General features: G+C 64.3%; 13 protein-coding genes. 7 read left to right on the top strand and 6 right to left on the bottom strand.

Going from position 1 to position 15675, the window contains the following annotated elements:
• Nucleotides 1-3: 3 nt before the first annotated feature.
• Nucleotides 4-918 carry a LysR substrate-binding domain-containing protein gene (locus ACFZAI_RS06485; protein ID WP_391566129.1) on the bottom strand — a complete coding sequence of 305 codons (915 nt, stop codon included), beginning with the start codon at nt 916-918 and terminating at the stop codon, nt 4-6.
• Between the two features lie 182 nt (nt 919-1100).
• On the opposite strand from ACFZAI_RS06485, the gene ACFZAI_RS06480 reads away from it, so the two are divergent.
• Together ACFZAI_RS06480 and ACFZAI_RS06475 are read left to right on the top strand one after the other, a co-directional pair.
• On the top strand, nt 1101-2783 hold the full coding sequence (locus ACFZAI_RS06480) for a thiamine pyrophosphate-binding protein (protein ID WP_391566128.1): 1683 nt from the start codon (nt 1101-1103) through the stop codon (nt 2781-2783).
• A gap of 133 nt (nt 2784-2916) precedes the next feature.
• Nucleotides 2917-4110 carry an acyl-CoA dehydrogenase gene (locus tag ACFZAI_RS06475; RefSeq protein WP_054422482.1) on the top strand — a complete coding sequence of 398 codons (1194 nt, stop codon included), beginning with the start codon at nt 2917-2919 and terminating at the stop codon, nt 4108-4110.
• Between the two features lie 173 nt (nt 4111-4283).
• Here ACFZAI_RS06475 and ACFZAI_RS06470 read toward each other — a convergent pair whose 3' ends face one another.
• The 5 genes from ACFZAI_RS06470 to ACFZAI_RS06450 form a co-directional block, all read right to left on the bottom strand.
• Nucleotides 4284-4727, bottom strand: a complete 444-nt coding sequence (locus ACFZAI_RS06470) for a MaoC family dehydratase (RefSeq protein WP_391566127.1) — start codon at nt 4725-4727, stop codon at nt 4284-4286.
• Between the two features lie 75 nt (nt 4728-4802).
• Nucleotides 4803-6062 carry a benzoyl-CoA 2,3-epoxidase subunit BoxA gene (boxA, locus tag ACFZAI_RS06465; RefSeq protein ID WP_391566126.1) on the bottom strand — a complete coding sequence of 420 codons (1260 nt, stop codon included), beginning with the start codon at nt 6060-6062 and terminating at the stop codon, nt 4803-4805.
• Between the two features lie 59 nt (nt 6063-6121).
• Complete coding sequence (gene boxB / locus ACFZAI_RS06460) at nt 6122-7549, bottom strand: benzoyl-CoA 2,3-epoxidase subunit BoxB (RefSeq protein WP_391566125.1); 1428 nt, start codon at nt 7547-7549, stop codon at nt 6122-6124.
• A gap of 20 nt (nt 7550-7569) precedes the next feature.
• Nucleotides 7570-9303: a 2,3-epoxybenzoyl-CoA dihydrolase gene (gene boxC / locus ACFZAI_RS06455; protein ID WP_391566124.1), complete on the bottom strand. Its 1734-nt coding sequence runs from the start codon at nt 9301-9303 to the stop codon at nt 7570-7572.
• A gap of 117 nt (nt 9304-9420) precedes the next feature.
• Nucleotides 9421-10329, bottom strand: coding sequence for a helix-turn-helix transcriptional regulator (locus ACFZAI_RS06450; protein WP_013395643.1), 909 nt, complete (start codon nt 10327-10329; stop codon nt 9421-9423).
• Between the two features lie 180 nt (nt 10330-10509).
• Between ACFZAI_RS06450 and ACFZAI_RS06445 the strand changes: the two genes are divergently transcribed.
• The 5 genes from ACFZAI_RS06445 (at nt 10510) to ACFZAI_RS06425 (ending at nt 15673) form a co-directional block, all read left to right on the top strand.
• Nucleotides 10510-10986, top strand: a complete 477-nt coding sequence (locus tag ACFZAI_RS06445) for a DUF4863 family protein (RefSeq protein ID WP_391566123.1) — start codon at nt 10510-10512, stop codon at nt 10984-10986.
• Between the two features lie 74 nt (nt 10987-11060).
• On the top strand, nt 11061-12665 hold the full coding sequence (locus ACFZAI_RS06440) for a benzoate-CoA ligase family protein (RefSeq protein ID WP_391566122.1): 1605 nt from the start codon (nt 11061-11063) through the stop codon (nt 12663-12665).
• Nucleotides 12662-13555 (top strand): alpha/beta fold hydrolase, encoded by an 894-nt coding sequence (locus ACFZAI_RS06435; protein WP_391566121.1) that lies wholly within the window; start codon nt 12662-12664, stop codon nt 13553-13555. Before ACFZAI_RS06440 ends, ACFZAI_RS06435 begins: the two co-directional genes overlap by 4 nt.
• 50 nt (nt 13556-13605) lie before the next feature.
• Entirely contained in the window at nt 13606-14766 is a 1161-nt protein-coding gene (locus ACFZAI_RS06430; protein WP_391566120.1) for an ABC transporter substrate-binding protein, read from the top strand.
• A 25-nt stretch (nt 14767-14791) separates the two neighbouring features.
• Nucleotides 14792-15673, top strand: a complete 882-nt coding sequence (locus tag ACFZAI_RS06425) for a branched-chain amino acid ABC transporter permease (RefSeq protein WP_054422489.1) — start codon at nt 14792-14794, stop codon at nt 15671-15673.
• Nucleotides 15674-15675 lie beyond the last annotated feature (2 nt).

Below are 15675 nucleotides of genomic sequence, written 5' to 3'. Positions count from 1 at the left end.
GGGTTACCTCTCGCCCACGCCGGCGGCTGCCGACTTCAGCCAGGTTTCAAACAACTTGAGCGCGTCAGACCGTTCGCTGCGCTGCGGGTAGCCGAAGTAATAGCCCTGGGTGACGGTCAGCGATTGCGGCACCGGCATCGTCAGCGTGCCTTGGTCGAGCGCCGGCTGCGCCAGGAAACGCGGCATCAGGCCCACGCCCAGCCCCGCCTGCACAGCGGCCATCACCATGGTGAAGAGCTCATAGCGCGGGCCGCCCGCCGCCTGCGGGCCGTACAGATGGTTGTTGGCGGCATACCACTGGCGCCACGCGTCGGGCCGCGACGCCAGATGCAGGTGCGTCATGCCGGCCAGGGCGCTCACGCCCGCGTCCGTCTGCTGCGCCACGCGCGCCGCCAGTTGCGGCGCGCATACCGGCACCAATTCGCGTTCGGGGAACAGCAGCACGCCCTGCGTGCCGGGCCACAGGCCGTCGCCATGGTAAAGCGCGCCGTCAAAGGGCTGGTCCTTGAACTGGAACGGCAAGGTGCGCACCGACAGGCTGACGGTGATGTCGGCATGTTCCGCTTGAAAATCCGCCAGACGCGGAATCAGCCAGGTGGTGGCCAGCGTGGGCACAACCGCAATGTGGATGCTGCGGCCCATGCCCGTGCGGCTGACGAGGCCAAAGGTGTCTTTTTCGATCTGGTCCAAATGGTGACGAATCCGCCCGGCGTATTCCGCCCCGTGGTCCGTCAGCACGATGCGGCGCCGTACCCGGGTGAACAACTGCACGCCCAGCCGCGACTCCAGGCTGGCCACTTGCCGGTAAACGGCGCTGTGCGTCAGGGACAGTTCCTCGGCCGCGCGGGAAAAACTGCCCAACCGGGCCGATGCTTCGAACGCCTGGAGCGCGCTCAGATTGGGAATGCCGTTTCTCATGGAGCGGAATATTTGCCTGAAATCGGCCTGAAATCGGCCTGAGCCCCGTTAAAACCGGTCGTAGCGCAACGAGGCACTACGTGCCGGGGGATCACTAGATTGTGCAATTTTATCAATTGCGTTGTGCACTCAACGCACATATCCTCAAGAGTCTTATCCTCGGCTACCCACGACACCCCACCATGTCTAAGCAAGATTCCCGCCTTGGCGGTCACATTCTGGTCGACCAACTGGTCGCCCAGGGCGTCAAACACGTTTTCTGCGTTCCCGGCGAGAGCTATCTGGCGGTGCTGGACGGCCTGCACGATGCGGATATCAAGGTTACCGTCTGCCGCCAGGAAGGCGGCGCGGCGATGATGGCCGACGCCCACGGCAAACTGACCGGCGAACCCGGCATCTGCATGGTGACCCGTGGCCCGGGCGCGTCCAACGCGCTGGCCGGCGTGCACATCGCCAAGCAGGACTCCACCCCGCTGATCCTGTTCGTGGGCCAGATCGAACGCGGCATGCGCGAGCGTGAAGCCTTCCAGGAAATGGACTACCGCGCCGTGTTCGGCACGCAGGCCAAGTGGGTCACCGAGATCGACCAGGTCGAACGCATTCCCGAACTGATCTCGCGCGCTTTCCACATTGCCACGTCCGGCCGTCCCGGCCCCGTCGTGATCGCGCTGCCGGAAGACATGCTGGTCGAAGCCGCCAAGGTGGCCGACGCCCCGCGCTACGAATTGATCGACTCCGCCCCCACGGCCGGCCAGCTGGCCGACCTGGAAAAGCTGCTAGCCGACGCCAAGAACCCCGTCGCCATCCTGGGCGGCACGCGCTGGGATGCCCGCGCCGTGCAACAGTTTGCCGACTTCGCGCAGCGCCACGCGCTGCCCACGGCCGTGTCGTTCCGCCGCCAGATGCTGTTCCCCGCTGACCACCCCTGCTTCATCGGTGACGTGGGCCTGGGCATCAACCCCGCCCTGCTCAAGCGCGTGGCCGACGCCGACCTGATTCTGCTGGTGGGCGGCCGCATGTCCGAGAACCCCAGCCAGGCCTACACGCTGCTGGACATTCCGGTTCCGAAACAAAAGCTGGTGCACGTGCACCCCGACACCGCCGAACTCGGCCGCGTCTACCGCGCAACGCTGGCCATCAACACATCGCCGGCCGCGTTTGCGGAATCGCTGGCGGGCCTGAAGGCGCCTGCCAAGCCCGTGTGGGCCGAAGGCACCCAGGCCATGCGCGAGTCGTACCTGAAGTGGAGCGACCCGGAAACCATCACCACCCCGGGCGCGCTGCAAATGGGCCAGGTGATGGCCTACTTGGAAAAGTCGTTGCCGGCGGACGCCATCATGACCAACGGCGCGGGCAACTACGCCACCTGGCTGCACCGCTTCCACCGCTTCACGCGCTTTGGCACGCAGCTGGCGCCGACGTCCGGTTCCATGGGCTATGGCCTGCCGGCGGCCGTTGGCGCCAAGCGCGTCTGGCCTGACAAAACCGTTGTCTGCTTTGCGGGCGACGGCTGCTTCCTGATGCACGGCCAGGAGTTCGCCACCGCCGTTCAGTACGACCTGCCCATCATCGTGGTGCTGGTCGACAACGGCATGTACGGCACCATCCGCATGCACCAGGAAAAGCACTACCCCGGCCGCGTGTCTGCAACCGAGCTCAAGAACCCGGACTTCGCCGACTACGCGCGCGCCTTCGGCGGCCACGGCGAACGCGTCGAGACCACCGAGCAATTCGGCCCGGCCTTCGAACGCGCGCTGGCCAGCGGCAAGCCGGCCATCCTGCACTGCTTCATCGACCCCGAAACCATCACCCCGTCGACGACCTTGGAAAAGATCCGCGACGCGGCACTGAAAGCCCAGCACTGAATCCCGATCAGGCGGTAAGTTCCGGCGGCGCGCTCAGGCGCGCTGCCCGCGCAAACCCCAACTTGCCGCCCGAATTATTTTAGGTTTAAACTTTTAAAATTCCGAATACGGAAATCCATAGCGGAGACCCAGCATGTCCTCGAATCCTTCTTTTCAATGGCAAGATCCCCTGTTGCTGGACCAGCAACTGACCGAAGAAGAACGCATGGTGCGCGATGCCGCCTATGCCTATTCGCAGGACAAGCTTGCCCCCCGCGTGCTGAACGCCTTCCGCAACGAGAAGACCGATCCGGAAATCTTCTCGGAAATGGGCGAACTCGGCCTGCTCGGCGCCACCATTCCTGAAGAATACGGCGGCGCTGGCCTGAACTACGTCAGCTACGGCCTGATCGCCCGCGAAGTCGAACGCATCGACTCCGGCTACCGCTCGATGATGAGCGTGCAGTCGTCGCTGGTGATGGTGCCCATCAACGAATTCGGCAGCGAAGCGCAAAAGCAGAAGTACCTGCCCAAGCTGGCTCGCGGCGAATGGATCGGCTGCTTCGGCCTGACCGAACCCAACCACGGTTCCGACCCCGGTGGCATGGAAACCCGCGCCGTCAAGACGTCCGACGGCTACAAGATTTCCGGCAACAAGATGTGGATCACCAACTCGCCCATCGCTGATGTGTTCGTGGTGTGGGCCAAGTGCGTCGGCGGCGACTTCGACGGCAAGATCCGCGGCTTCATCCTGGACAAGGGCATGAAGGGCCTGTCGGCTCCGGCCATTCACGGCAAGGTCGGCCTGCGCGCCTCGATCACCGGCGAAATCGTCATGGACGAAGTCGAAGTGTCCGCAGACCAGATGATGCCCGGCGTGTCCGGCCTGAAGGGTCCGTTCACGTGCTTGAACTCCGCCCGCTACGGCATCGCCTGGGGTGCTGTTGGCGCCGCTGAAGCTTGCTGGCACACCGCCCGCCAGTACACGCTGGACCGCAAGCAATTTGGCCGCCCGCTGGCCGCCAACCAGCTGATCCAGAAGAAGCTGGCCGACATGCAAACCGAAATCACGCTGGCCCTGCAAGGCTGCCTGCGTTTGGGCCGCATGAAGGACGAAGGCACCGCCGCCGTCGAAATCACCTCGATCATGAAGCGCAATTCTTGCGGCAAGGCGCTGGACATTGCGCGTCTCGCGCGCGACATGCTCGGCGGTAACGGCATCTCTGACGAGTTCGGCGTGGCCCGCCACCTGGTGAACCTGGAAGTGGTCAACACCTACGAAGGCACCCACGACGTGCACGCCTTGATTCTGGGCCGTGCGCAAACGGGCATCCAGGCGTTCTATTGATCGCGGGTTTGCCTGCCATGGCTTGAATGAAAAAACCGCCTTCGATGAAGGCGGTTTTTCTTTGGTGCCTGGCATGTGATACGAAGCATGCGATACCTAGCATGTGATACCTAGCATGCGATACCAAGCAAGCGATACCTGGCATGCGATACCCAGCATGCGATGCGAAGCGCTTAGTTCTCGCCTGACAGATCAAACAAGCTCGTCGCATCCAGTTCCAGCACGCCCTCGTCGTGCTGGTTGATGACCGTCCACGCCCACGTGATGATGCCCAGGTCGGGGCGCGACGACGAGGTGCGCGCGCCTTGCACGCGCGCTTCCAGACGCAGCGTGTCGCCCGGCCGCACCGGCGTGCGCCAGCGCACTTCACCCAGCCCCGGGGACCCGAAAGATTCGGAGTCGTGCAGCGCGGCGTCTACCGCCATGCGCATGGCCAGCGCACACGTGTGCCAGCCGCTGGCAATCAATCCGCCCCAGCGCCCTTCCGCCGCGCGTTGCGGGTCGGTGTGAAACCACTGCGGGTCGAACTTGCGTGCAAATTCCACGATCTCGGCCTCGGTGATGGTGACCGGGCCTGCCTTGATCAACATGCCGTCTTTGAATTCGGCGAACTTCATATTTCCCCCCTGCAAACGCAAACGGCGCGCCATGGCGCGCCGTTTTTCACGTGTGTCACGCGTTGGTTTTAGGACCTAATACGTCTCGAAATGCAGCCGCCCCTCGCGACGCAGCACATCGTGCAGGATAGACCAATCCTGCCCCGATTGCATCGTCACATCGCGCAGTGCGTCCAGCACGCCGACTTCCATTCCCTTCAGCCCGCACACATAGATGCAGGTGTTGCGGTCCCCCAGCAACTCGCATACCTGCGCCGCCCGTTCGCGGATCAGGTCCTGCACATAGCGCTTGGGCTGGCCGGGTTCGCGCGACAGCGCCAGATTGATGTCGATGAAGTCGCGCGGCAGCTTCATCAGCGGCCCGAAGTACGGCAGCTCGCGTTCGGTGCGGGCGCCAAAGAACAGCATCAAGCGGCCGTTGTCGCCCGTGTCGATGCGGCGGCGGTAGCGCTCGGTCATCGCGCGCATGGGCGCGGAACCGGTCCCCGTGCAGATCATGATGAGGTTTGCGCGCGGGTGGTTGGGCATCAGGAAGGTATGGCCGAACGGGCCAATGACCTGCACCGTGTCATTCTTGGCCAGATCACACAGGTAGTTCGAACACACGCCATGCGCCGCCGCGCCGCCATGGTCTTCGGTGACGCGCTTCACCGTCAAAGACAGATTGTTGTAGCCCGCGCGTTCGCCGTCGCGCGGGCTGGCCAGCGAATACTGGCGCGCATGATGCGGCCGGCCTTGGGCGTCGACGCCGGGAGGCAAAATGCCGATGGACTGCCCTTCCAGCACGGGAAACGGCAGCTCGCCAAAGTCCAGCACGATGTGATGGATATCGCTTTCGGTGTCGGCGCCCGTCACGCGGTAATTGCCGACCACGGTGGCCGTCATCGGCGCTTTGTGCGTGTACAGATTGACGTAGGGATGCGCGGCCGACCAGGGCGGCACGGACGCGCCAGGCAGACTGAACGCGGGGGGCGCGGCATTCGGCGCCGCGCCAGAATCAAGGGCGGTAGCGTCGGCCGCAGCATCGGCTGCCGCATCCCCCTCCCCCACATCCGGCAACGCCTTTTCCTTCGGCAGTTCTTCCCAGCCGAACTGCTCCTGCACCGAGTACGCCTCGTTACGCAGCATCAGCCGCCAGTTGTCGATCGACCCCGTTGGGCAGGGCGGCACACAGGCCATGCAGCCGTTGCAGATGTCGGGGTCCACGACGTAGTTGTTGGCGTCGTGGGTGATCGCGTCGACCGGACAGGTTTCTTCGCACGTGTTGCAGCGGATGCAGATCTCGGGGTCGATCAGATGCTGCTTCAGCACTTCTACGGGTAAGGGGGCGTTCATCGCAGTCTTCCCAATGCGCTGGCGGGTCGGCGCACGCATGCGCGCCGCCCCTTCTCGCCTTAGTTGAAACGGACGTAGTCGAAATTCACCGGCTGGCGGTTGATGCCCATGACGGGCGGCGCAATCCAGTTGGCGAACTTGCCCGGTTCCGTCACGCGGCCCATCAGCGACGCGACAAACGCGCGGTCCTCAGGCGTGGGCAGCCACTTGTGGCTGTTGGCCTGCCATTGCGATTCCGACAGGATCTCGCCGTCAGGCGACATGCGTATGCCGGCCAGCGTGCCGATCTGGCGGTTGAACGCCTTGTGCGGCACGTGCAAGCGGAACGGGATGCCGCTCTTTTCAATGACCTTGTTCCAGCGCCCAATGCCCGCCACCGAATCGCGGATGAAGTCATCGCGCAGCACTTCGTTCAGCGCGTTCAGCATCGGCACTTCAATTTCGTTGAGCTTGCCGTTGTTCACGGTCAGCACGCGATAGGTGTCGTTCTTCAGTTGATGGTCGTCGGTGCGCTTGGATTCTTCGTAGCGCCCCTTCAGGCCCGAGCCATAGAAGATTGCGGCGTTGGAAGATTGATCGGCGCCGAACAGGTCGATGGTGACGCTGTAGTGGAAGTTCAGGTAGCGCTGGATGGTGGGCAGGTCGATGACGCCAGCGGCGCGCACGCTTTCCGGGTCGTCGGTCTTCAGCTGATTCATCACTTCGCAGGTGCGCTGGATCACGCGCGAAATGCCGGATTCGCCCACGAACATGTGGTGCGCTTCTTCGGTCAGCATGAACTTCGTGGTGCGCGCCAGCGGGTCGAAGCTGGACTCAGCCAACGCGCACAGCTGAAACTTGCCGTCGCGGTCGGTGAAGTACGTGAACATGTAGAAGGCCAGCCAGTCGGGCGTCTTCTCGTTGAACGCGCCCAGAATGCGCGGGTTGTCGGAATCGCCCGAGCTGCGTTGCAAGAGCGCATCGGCCTCTTCGCGGCCATCGCGGCCAAAGTAGCGATGCAGCAGATACACCATGGCCCACAAGTGGCGGCCTTCTTCAACGTTGATCTGGAACAGGTTGCGCAGGTCGTACTGCGACGGCGCGGTCAGGCCCAGATGGCGTTGCTGTTCGATCGACGCGGGTTCGGTGTCGCCCTGCGTGACGATGATGCGGCGCAGGTTGGCGCGGTGTTCGCCCGGCACGTCCTGCCAGACGTCACGCCCCATGTTTTCGCCGAAGTGGATCTTGCGCTGCCCGTCTTGCGGCGCCAGGAAAATGCCCCAGCGGTAGTCGGGCATGCGCACGTGGTTGAAGTTCGCCCAGCCATCGGGTTCCACGCTGACGGCGGTGCGCAGGTACACGTCAAAGCCGTGCGAACCGTCGGGGCCCATGTCCTGCCACCATTGCAGGTAATTGGGCTGCCAATGTTCCAGCGCGCGTTGCAACGTGCGGTCGCCAGACAAGTTGACGTTGTTGGGGATCTTATCGGTGTAATTGATTCCAGACATTGTCTCGCTCCTTGTTTTTTTCAGACCCGGTTCCAATCGAACGCGGCTTGCTCGCCCTTGCCGTACAGCTTCAGAGCGCCCTTGTCGCCGGCCGCATTCGGACGGTTGAAGATCCAGTTCTGCCACGCGGTCAGGCGGCCGAAGATGCGGGTTTCCATTGTTTCCTTGCCGCCAAAGCGCAGGTTGGCCTCCAGCCCGGTCAAGGCGTCGGGCGACAAGGCGCGGCGCTCTTCCAGCATCATGCGCACTTCGTCGTCCCAGTCGATGCTGTCGGGCGCGAAGGTCACCAGGCCCAGCTCCAGCGCATCGGCGGCAGACAACGCTTGCCCGGCGCGCGCGCGCACGGCTTCCAGCGGCGCGGTCTCTTCGTAGAAGCGGCGTTGCAACCGGCTCTGGCCATTCACCAGCGGATACGCGCCGAAGTTGCGTTCGCCCACGACGATCTGCGCGTGCGCGGCGGGGGCTTCCGCATCGCCGTCCGCCTCGTTATCCAGCATGTAGCTGCGGTCGGCCGCCAGCGCCAGTTCCAACAAGGTGCCCACAAAGCATGAACCCGGTTCGATCAGCGCGAACAGGCTGCGCGACGTCACATCCAGACGCGCCAGCGTACGGCGCAGCATGCCGGCGGTTTCGCGCACGAACCAGTGCTCGGCGTGCCGTTCCAGCGCGGCGTCGGCGGCCAGCACGGCGGCGGGGTCGCCTTCTGTCTTCAGCACCCAGGTGCCGATGTCGAGTTCGTTGGTGCGCATGGACAGAATGGCGTCGTCCAGTTCGCGCGCCATCCGCAAGGGCCACCAGTTGGCGCCCGCGGCAAGAATGTCGGCCAGTTCCGATTCGACCGGCCCTATCGGTGCGCGCACGGTCCAGGTGGCTTGACGCTTGTCGCGGTCGAGCTGGATGTCCACGTAGCGGTACGACAGGCTGTTGGCGCTTTCGGTGCGTTCGATGGGCGTGAGCGAAATGCCCGCTTCGTTCGCCTGGCGCGTGCTGCCTTCGGCCAGCGCCAGCGCGCGTTCGCGCACCGCCGCTTCAAAACGCGCGGGCTTGACCACGTCGTCCACCAGCCGCCAGTCCTTGGCCCGCTGGCCGCGCACGCCTTCGACCAGCGTGCAGAAGATGTCGGCGTGGTCGTGGCGCACGCGGCGCTTGTCGGTCACGCGCGTCAGGCCGCCAGTGCCGGGCAAGACGCCCAACAGCGGCACTTCGGGCAAGGCGACGGACGACGAGCGGTCGTCGATCAGCAGGATTTCGTCGCAAGCCAGCGCCAGCTCGTAGCCGCCGCCTGCGCACGCGCCATTCAGCGCGGCGATGAACTTCAAGCCGCTATGGCGGCTGGAGTCTTCGATGCCGTTGCGGGTTTCGTTGGTGAACTTGCAGAAGTTCACCTTCCAGGAGTGTGAGGACAAGCCCAGCATGAAGATGTTGGCGCCCGAACAGAAGATGCGGTCCTTCATGCTGGTGACCACCACGCTGCGCACTTCCGGATGTTCGAAGCGGATGCGTTGCAGGGCGTCGTGCAGTTCGATGTCTACGCCCAGGTCGTACGAATTCAGCTTGAGCTTATAGCCGGGGCGCAGGCCGCCGTCTTCGGCCACGTCCATGGCCAGCGTAGCGACGGGGCCGTCGAACGTCAGGCGCCAATGGCGGTACTGGTCGGGCTGGGTGCGGAAATCGACCCTGCTGTTAGCCCCATGGGCGTTGGCCCCATGGGTGTTGACCCCCTGGGTGTTGACCCCATTGATGGTGCTGCTCATCTTGTGTCTCCTCGTACGCCCTGCCTGGACAGGAAAAATACTGCATCACATGAATTATTGTGCAGATTAGTTCAGGCAAAAACGCACGTCAAGCGAGACATGCATCAAAGTGCAGCTTTACAGGGGCAGACCGCAGGCCTTGCGAACTTGGGTGCGCAGGCCGGCAAAGCTCTCCTGCACTTCCAGATTGCTGGTCACCCAGGTGAGATCCGCCTTGGCGTAGAAGGCTTCGCGCCCGGCCAGGATGCGTTTCAAGTCGGCCATGGCTTCGTTGTTGCCCGACATGGGGCGGAAATCGCCCTGCGCCATGACCCGGCCCATGTGCTCTTCGGGCGTGGCGCGCAGCCAGACCGTGTAGCAGTGCGCCAGCAACAGGTTCAGCGTGGCGGGTTCAGACACCAGCCCGCCCGGGGTGGCCAGCACCATTTCCGGATAGATCTGCACGGCCTCTTCCAGCGCGCGGCGCTCATAGCGGCGGTAGGCGTTGGGGCCATACAGGTTATGAATTTCCAGGATGCTGCACCCGGCCACGCGCTCGATTTCGCGGTTGAGCTCGACAAAGGGGTAGCCCAGATCATCAGCCAGCATCTGGCCCAACGTGGATTTACCCGCGCCGCGCAGCCCGATCAGCGCCACGCGCTGCGTGCGGTTGGGGCGTTGCGCGCCCGCCCCCACGCCGAACAGCTGGGTCAGGGCCTCGCGGGCGCGTTGCAGGTCAGATTCCGTGCGGCCGCTGAGCAGTTCGCGGATCAGCAGCCAATCGGGCGATTCGGTCGTGACGTCGCCCACCAGTTCGGCCAGCGCGCAGTTGAAGGCGCGGGCAATTTGCAGCAGCACCAGGATGGACGCGTTGCCCACCCCATGTTCCAAATTGGCCAGATGCCGCTCCGACACGCCCGTGACCTGAGATAGGCCCTTGCGCGTCATGCCGCGTATGGCTCGCAGGCGGCGTACGCGCTCGCCCAAGGCCACCAGGAAAGCTTCCCGCCTGGGTTCGGATGGCGCCGCATCTAGCGCTTGATTCATGTTTTGGCTGACTCCGCAAATACCCTGATACGCCTTGTTTTATGCACTATAGTGCTTGACCCAAACCATTGGAAGCACTATTTTTCCTTCCAAGCAGTCCAAAGCCGTCACGGTGCAAAAAAGCAGCATTCCAATTCATGCTGCATTGCAAGGCGCCGACAGTGTAAAGGAGGAGTCCCGGTGAGCACGCCAGATCAATTCCATGCCCTGATGCGCGAGGCCACGCGTCTGGTGTCCGGCCAGCCGTTCGATAGCGGCCTGCAAGCCCGCTTGAACCGCGAAGCCGGCCCCGGCAGCCCCCTGTACCAGAACATCTTCGCCGCCTGTAAGCAGGGCGTGGCCGACGGCTGGATGTGCAACCGCGAAGGCGGCGGCATCCGCTACGGCCGCGTCATCAAGCCCGCCGACGATCTGGCCGGCTGTTCGGTGGACGTCGTCGACATGAACGACCTGGCTGGCCCCCACCACGCCCATCCCAACGGCGAGATCGACCTGATCATGCCGCTGACTGATGACGCCCGCTTTGACGGACACGGCGCGGGCTGGCTCGTCTACGGCCCCGGCAGCGCCCACCGCCCCACGGTCACGCAAGGCCGCGCGCTGGTGCTGTACCTGCTGCCCGGCGGCGCTATCGACTTCACGCGGCCCAGCAGCTAGCCCCATGCCTTACGGCCAGGCGACAAAAAACACACAGCCATGGCCCGCCCCCACCAGGACATCAGGAGACAACCGTGAACACCTGCCCCGCCGAACTGAACTTCGCCAGTTATCTGGCCGCGCTGAACGCGCCGCGCGCCGCCAAGCCGGCCTATATCGACGACACGCGTCAGCTGAGCTATGGCGAACTGGCCGAGCGGGTGGCCCGCATGGCGGGCGCGCTGCGCCAATTGGGGCTGCGGCGCGAAGAACGCATTCTGCTGCTGATGCAAGACACGGTGGATTGGCCCATCGTGTTCCTGGGCGCGTTGCATGCGGGCGTGGTGCCGGTCGCCGTGAACACCTTGCTGACGGCCGACGACTACGCCTACATCGTGTCGCACAGCCGCGTGCGCGCGGCGTTCGTCTCGGGTGCGTTGCTGCCCGTCTTGCAGACCGCGCTGGCGCAAGCGCCCAGCGATGTCGAGCACGTGGTGGTGTCCCAGCCCCTGGCTTCTTCAGCCCTGGCTTCCCCGGGCCTGGCTTCACCGCCCTCTTCCGCGCCGCCCGTCCGCATCTACGAATTCGATGCCCTGCTGGCCGCCGCCCCCCTCGCGCCCGCCGTGCGCACGCTGGCCGATGAAATTGCGTTCTGGCTGTATTCATCGGGTTCCACCGGCAAGCCCAAGGGCGTCGTCCACACGCACGGCAACCTGTGGCACACGGCCGAACTCTATGCCAAGCCCGTGCTGGGCATCCGCGAAGACGACGTGGTGTTCTCGGCCGCCAAGCTGTTCTTTGCCTACGGCCTGGGCAATGGGCTGACCTTTCCGCTGTCGGTGGGCGCCACCGTCATCCTGATGGGCGAACGGCCCACGCCGCAGGCCGTGTTCCAGCGCCTGACCCGGCACCGCCCCACCGTGTTCTATGGCGTGCCAACGCTATACGCCAGCATGCTGGCTTCGCCCGAGCTGCCGCCGCGCGACCAAGTCGCCATGCGCGTGTGCACATCGGCGGGCGAAGCGTTGCCGCGCGATATCGGCGAACGCTTCACGCGGCATTTCGGCTGTGAAATCCTGGACGGCATCGGTTCCACCGAGATGCTGCACATCTTTATCTCGAACCAGACGGGCCAGCTGCGCTACGGTACCACCGGCAAGCCCGTGCCCGGCTACGAAGTGCAGCTACGCGATGACAACGGCGCCCCCGTCGCGGCCGGCGCCATCGGCGACCTCTACATCAAAGGCCCCAGCGCCGCGCTGATGTACTGGAACAACCGCGACAAAACCCGCCAGTGTTTTCTGGGCGACTGGTTAAAGAGCGGCGACAAATACACCTGTGACGCCGACGGCTACTACACCTATGCCGGCCGCAGCGACGACATGATCAAGGTCAGCGGGCAGTATGTGTCGCCGGTGGAAGTGGAGAACATTCTGGTGCAGCACGAAGCCGTACTGGAAGCCGCCGTGATCGGCGTGCCAGACCACGACGGCCTGGTGAAGACAAAGGCCTACGTCGTGCTGCGCCCGGGTTTTGAACCCGATGCGAATACCGGCGCGGCGCTGCAAAGCTATGTGAAGCAGCATCTGGCGCCGTTCAAGTATCCGCGCCAGATCAACTTCACCGAAGAACTCCCCAAGACCGCCACCGGCAAGATCCAGCGCTTTCGGCTGCGTCAGCTGGAAGAGTCGACGCTATGAGAGCGGCTGCGCAGATCGACGCTGCCGGGAATTGTCGGGACCGGGGCAACGCCAACGCCAACGCCAACGCCGACGCGGCCATCGAAAGCAAGGTCATTGCCTCCGTTGATGTGGCCGGCCAAACGCGCCGTCTGGAATGCCTGTGGATCGCGCCCGATCGCGCGCAGGCGCCGTTGCTCGTCTTCCTGCACGAAGGGCTGGGCTCGGTTGCCATGTGGAAGGACTTTCCGGCGCAAGTGTGCCAGGCCGCCGGCTGTCGGGGGCTGGTTGTGTCGCGCTATGGGTACGGGCAGTCCACGCCGCGCCCGCCGCAGGAAAAATGGACGGTGGACTTCATGCACGACGACGCGCGCGACGGGCTGCCCGCGCTGTTCACCGCGCTGGGCGTGGACGCGCGAGAAGACAAGCCCGTGCTGTTCGGCCACAGCGACGGCGGATCGATTGCGCTGCTGTACGCGGCCATGCACCCGGATGCCGTCGCCGGCATCGTCGTGGCGGCCCCGCACATCTTTGTTGAAGCGCAGACGGTAGCGAACATCGAGCTTGCGCGGCAGGCCTATCTGAACACCGACCTGCGCAGCCGCCTGGCGCGCTATCACGCCGACGTGGACTCCGCCTTCTGGGGCTGGAACGACATCTGGCTGAACCCCGATTTCCGCCACTGGAACATCGAAGATTATCTGCCCCGCATCACCTGCCCCGTGCTGGCGATGCAGGGCGTGGACGACGAGTACGGATCGCTTGCGCAGATACGCGGCATACGCCGCCATGCGCCGCAAACCGCACTGCTGGAAATTCCCGCCTGCCGCCATTCGCCGCACCGGGACCAGCCCGCCATTGTTATCCAGGCCGTTGCCGATTTCATCGGCGCGTTGGACAAACCCGGCTGAGCCAGGGCCTATCCGCCCAGACCAGCCCATAACAAGCACGGAGACAAACCATGAACCACGCCCTGACCCGGGCTGCGATTGCCGCAGCCCTGACGCTCGCCGCCAGCGGCGCGCAGGCCGCAGACAAAATCAAGGTCGGCTTCATGCTGCCCTACAGCGGCACCTTCGCCGCGCTTGGCACCGCCATTGAAAACGGCTTCAAGCTGTACGTGGCCGAACAAGGCGGCAAGCTGGGCGGGCGCGAGATCGAATACTTCAAGGTGGACGACGAATCCAACCCCGCCAAGGCCGCCGAAAACGCCAACCGCCTGATCAAGCGCGATCAGGTCGACGTGCTGATCGGCACCGTGCATTCGGGCGTGGCGATGGCGCTGGCCAAGGCCGCGAAAGACAGCGACACCACGCTCATCGTCACCAACGCGGGCGCCAATGCCATCACCGGCCCGCTGTGCGGCCCCGGCATCTTCCGCACGTCGTTCACCAACTGGCAGCCCGCATACGCCATGGGCCCCGTCGCCTACGCCAAGGGCCACAAAACCGCCGTCACCATCACGTGGAAATACGCGGCGGGCGACGAGGCCATCGGCGGCTTCAAGGAAGGCTTCGAGAAGGCGGGCGGCAAAGTCGTAAAGGAGCTGAGCCTGCCGTTTCCGAACGTGGAGTTTCAATCGCTGCTAACCGAGATCGCCGCCACCAAACCCGACATGGTGTTCACCTTCTTTGCCGGCGGCGGCGCGGTGAAATTCGTGCAGGACTATCACGCAGCCGGCCTGGACAAAACCATTCCGCTGTACGGCTCGGGCTTCCTCACCGACGGCACCTTGCAGGCGCAAGGCGCGTCCGCGCAAGGCTTGTTGACGACGCTGCATTACGCCGACGGCCTGAACACGCCGCGCGACAACGCCTTCCGCGCCGACTACGCCAAGAACTACAACGTGCAGCCTGACGTGTACGCGGTGCAAGGCTATGACGCGGCCCAGCTGATGCAGTCGGGCCTTACCGCCGTGAAGGGCGACTTCGCCAAGAAGGCCGACTTCCGCAGCGCCATGCGCGGCGCCACGGTGGACAGCCCGCGCGGCCCCTTCACGCTGTCGGCGGCGGGCAACCCGGTGCAAGACATCTACCTGCGCCGCGTCGACGGCCTGGAAAACAAAGTGGTGGAAGTCGCCGTGAAGAAGCTGGCCGACCCGGCCCGCGGCTGCAAGCTCTGACACCACGTCCGCCACGGGAGGCCCCATGGACATCAGCATCCTGCTTATACAAAGCCTGAACGCATTCCAGTACGGCTTGCTGCTGTTCCTGGTGGCCAGCGGCCTGACGCTGATCTTCGGCATCATGGGCATCATCAATCTGGCCCACGGCAGTTTCTACATGATCGGCGCCTACATGGCGTTTGCGCTGGGGCCGGTGGTTGACCGCTGGCTGGGCGGCGGCTTTATCGCCACGCTGGCCGTGTGCGTCGCGCTGGCGGCGGTGCTGGGCTACTTTCTTGAAGCCGCCTTCTTCAGCTATCTGTATCACCGCAACCACTTGCAGCAAGTGCTGATGACGTATGGGCTGATCCTGGTGTTTGAAGAACTGCGCAGCATCCTCGTCGGCAACGACGTGCACGGCGTGCCGCTGCCCGCGTGGCTGCAAGGCAGCATTTCGCTGGGCGGGGTGATGACGTATCCGGTGTATCGCTTGTTCATCTCGGCCGTGGGCATCGCGGTGGCCTTGCTGCTGTATTGGGTCATCACGCGCACGCGGCTGGGCATGATGCTGCGCGCGGGCGCCAGCAATCGCGAGATGACCGGGTCGCTGGGTATCGACGTCAACAAGCTGTACCGGCTGGTGTTTGCGGCCGGCGTGGCGCTGGCCGCGCTGGCGGGCACCATCGCCGCCCCCGTGTCGTCCGTCTACCCGGGCATGGGCAACGGCGTGCTGATCATCTGTTTCGTCGTGGTGGTGATAGGCGGCATCGGCTCGATTCGCGGCGCGTTCCTGGCCGCGATGCTGGTGGGCTTTGTGGAAACCTTCGGACAGGTGCTGTTCCCGTCCGCGGCAGGCGTGCTGGTGTACCTGCTGATGGCCTTCATTCTTCTTTGCAAGCCCGAAGGGCTGTTCAAACAGGGCTAGCC

Origin of the sequence: Achromobacter sp. NPDC008082, from assembly GCF_042957345.1 — a bacterium.
Lineage (GTDB): Bacteria > Pseudomonadota > Gammaproteobacteria > Burkholderiales > Burkholderiaceae_B > Achromobacter > Achromobacter kerstersii_A.
The sequence above is the reverse complement of the archived record's forward strand: the minus strand, read 5'-3'. Positions and strand labels throughout refer to the sequence as shown.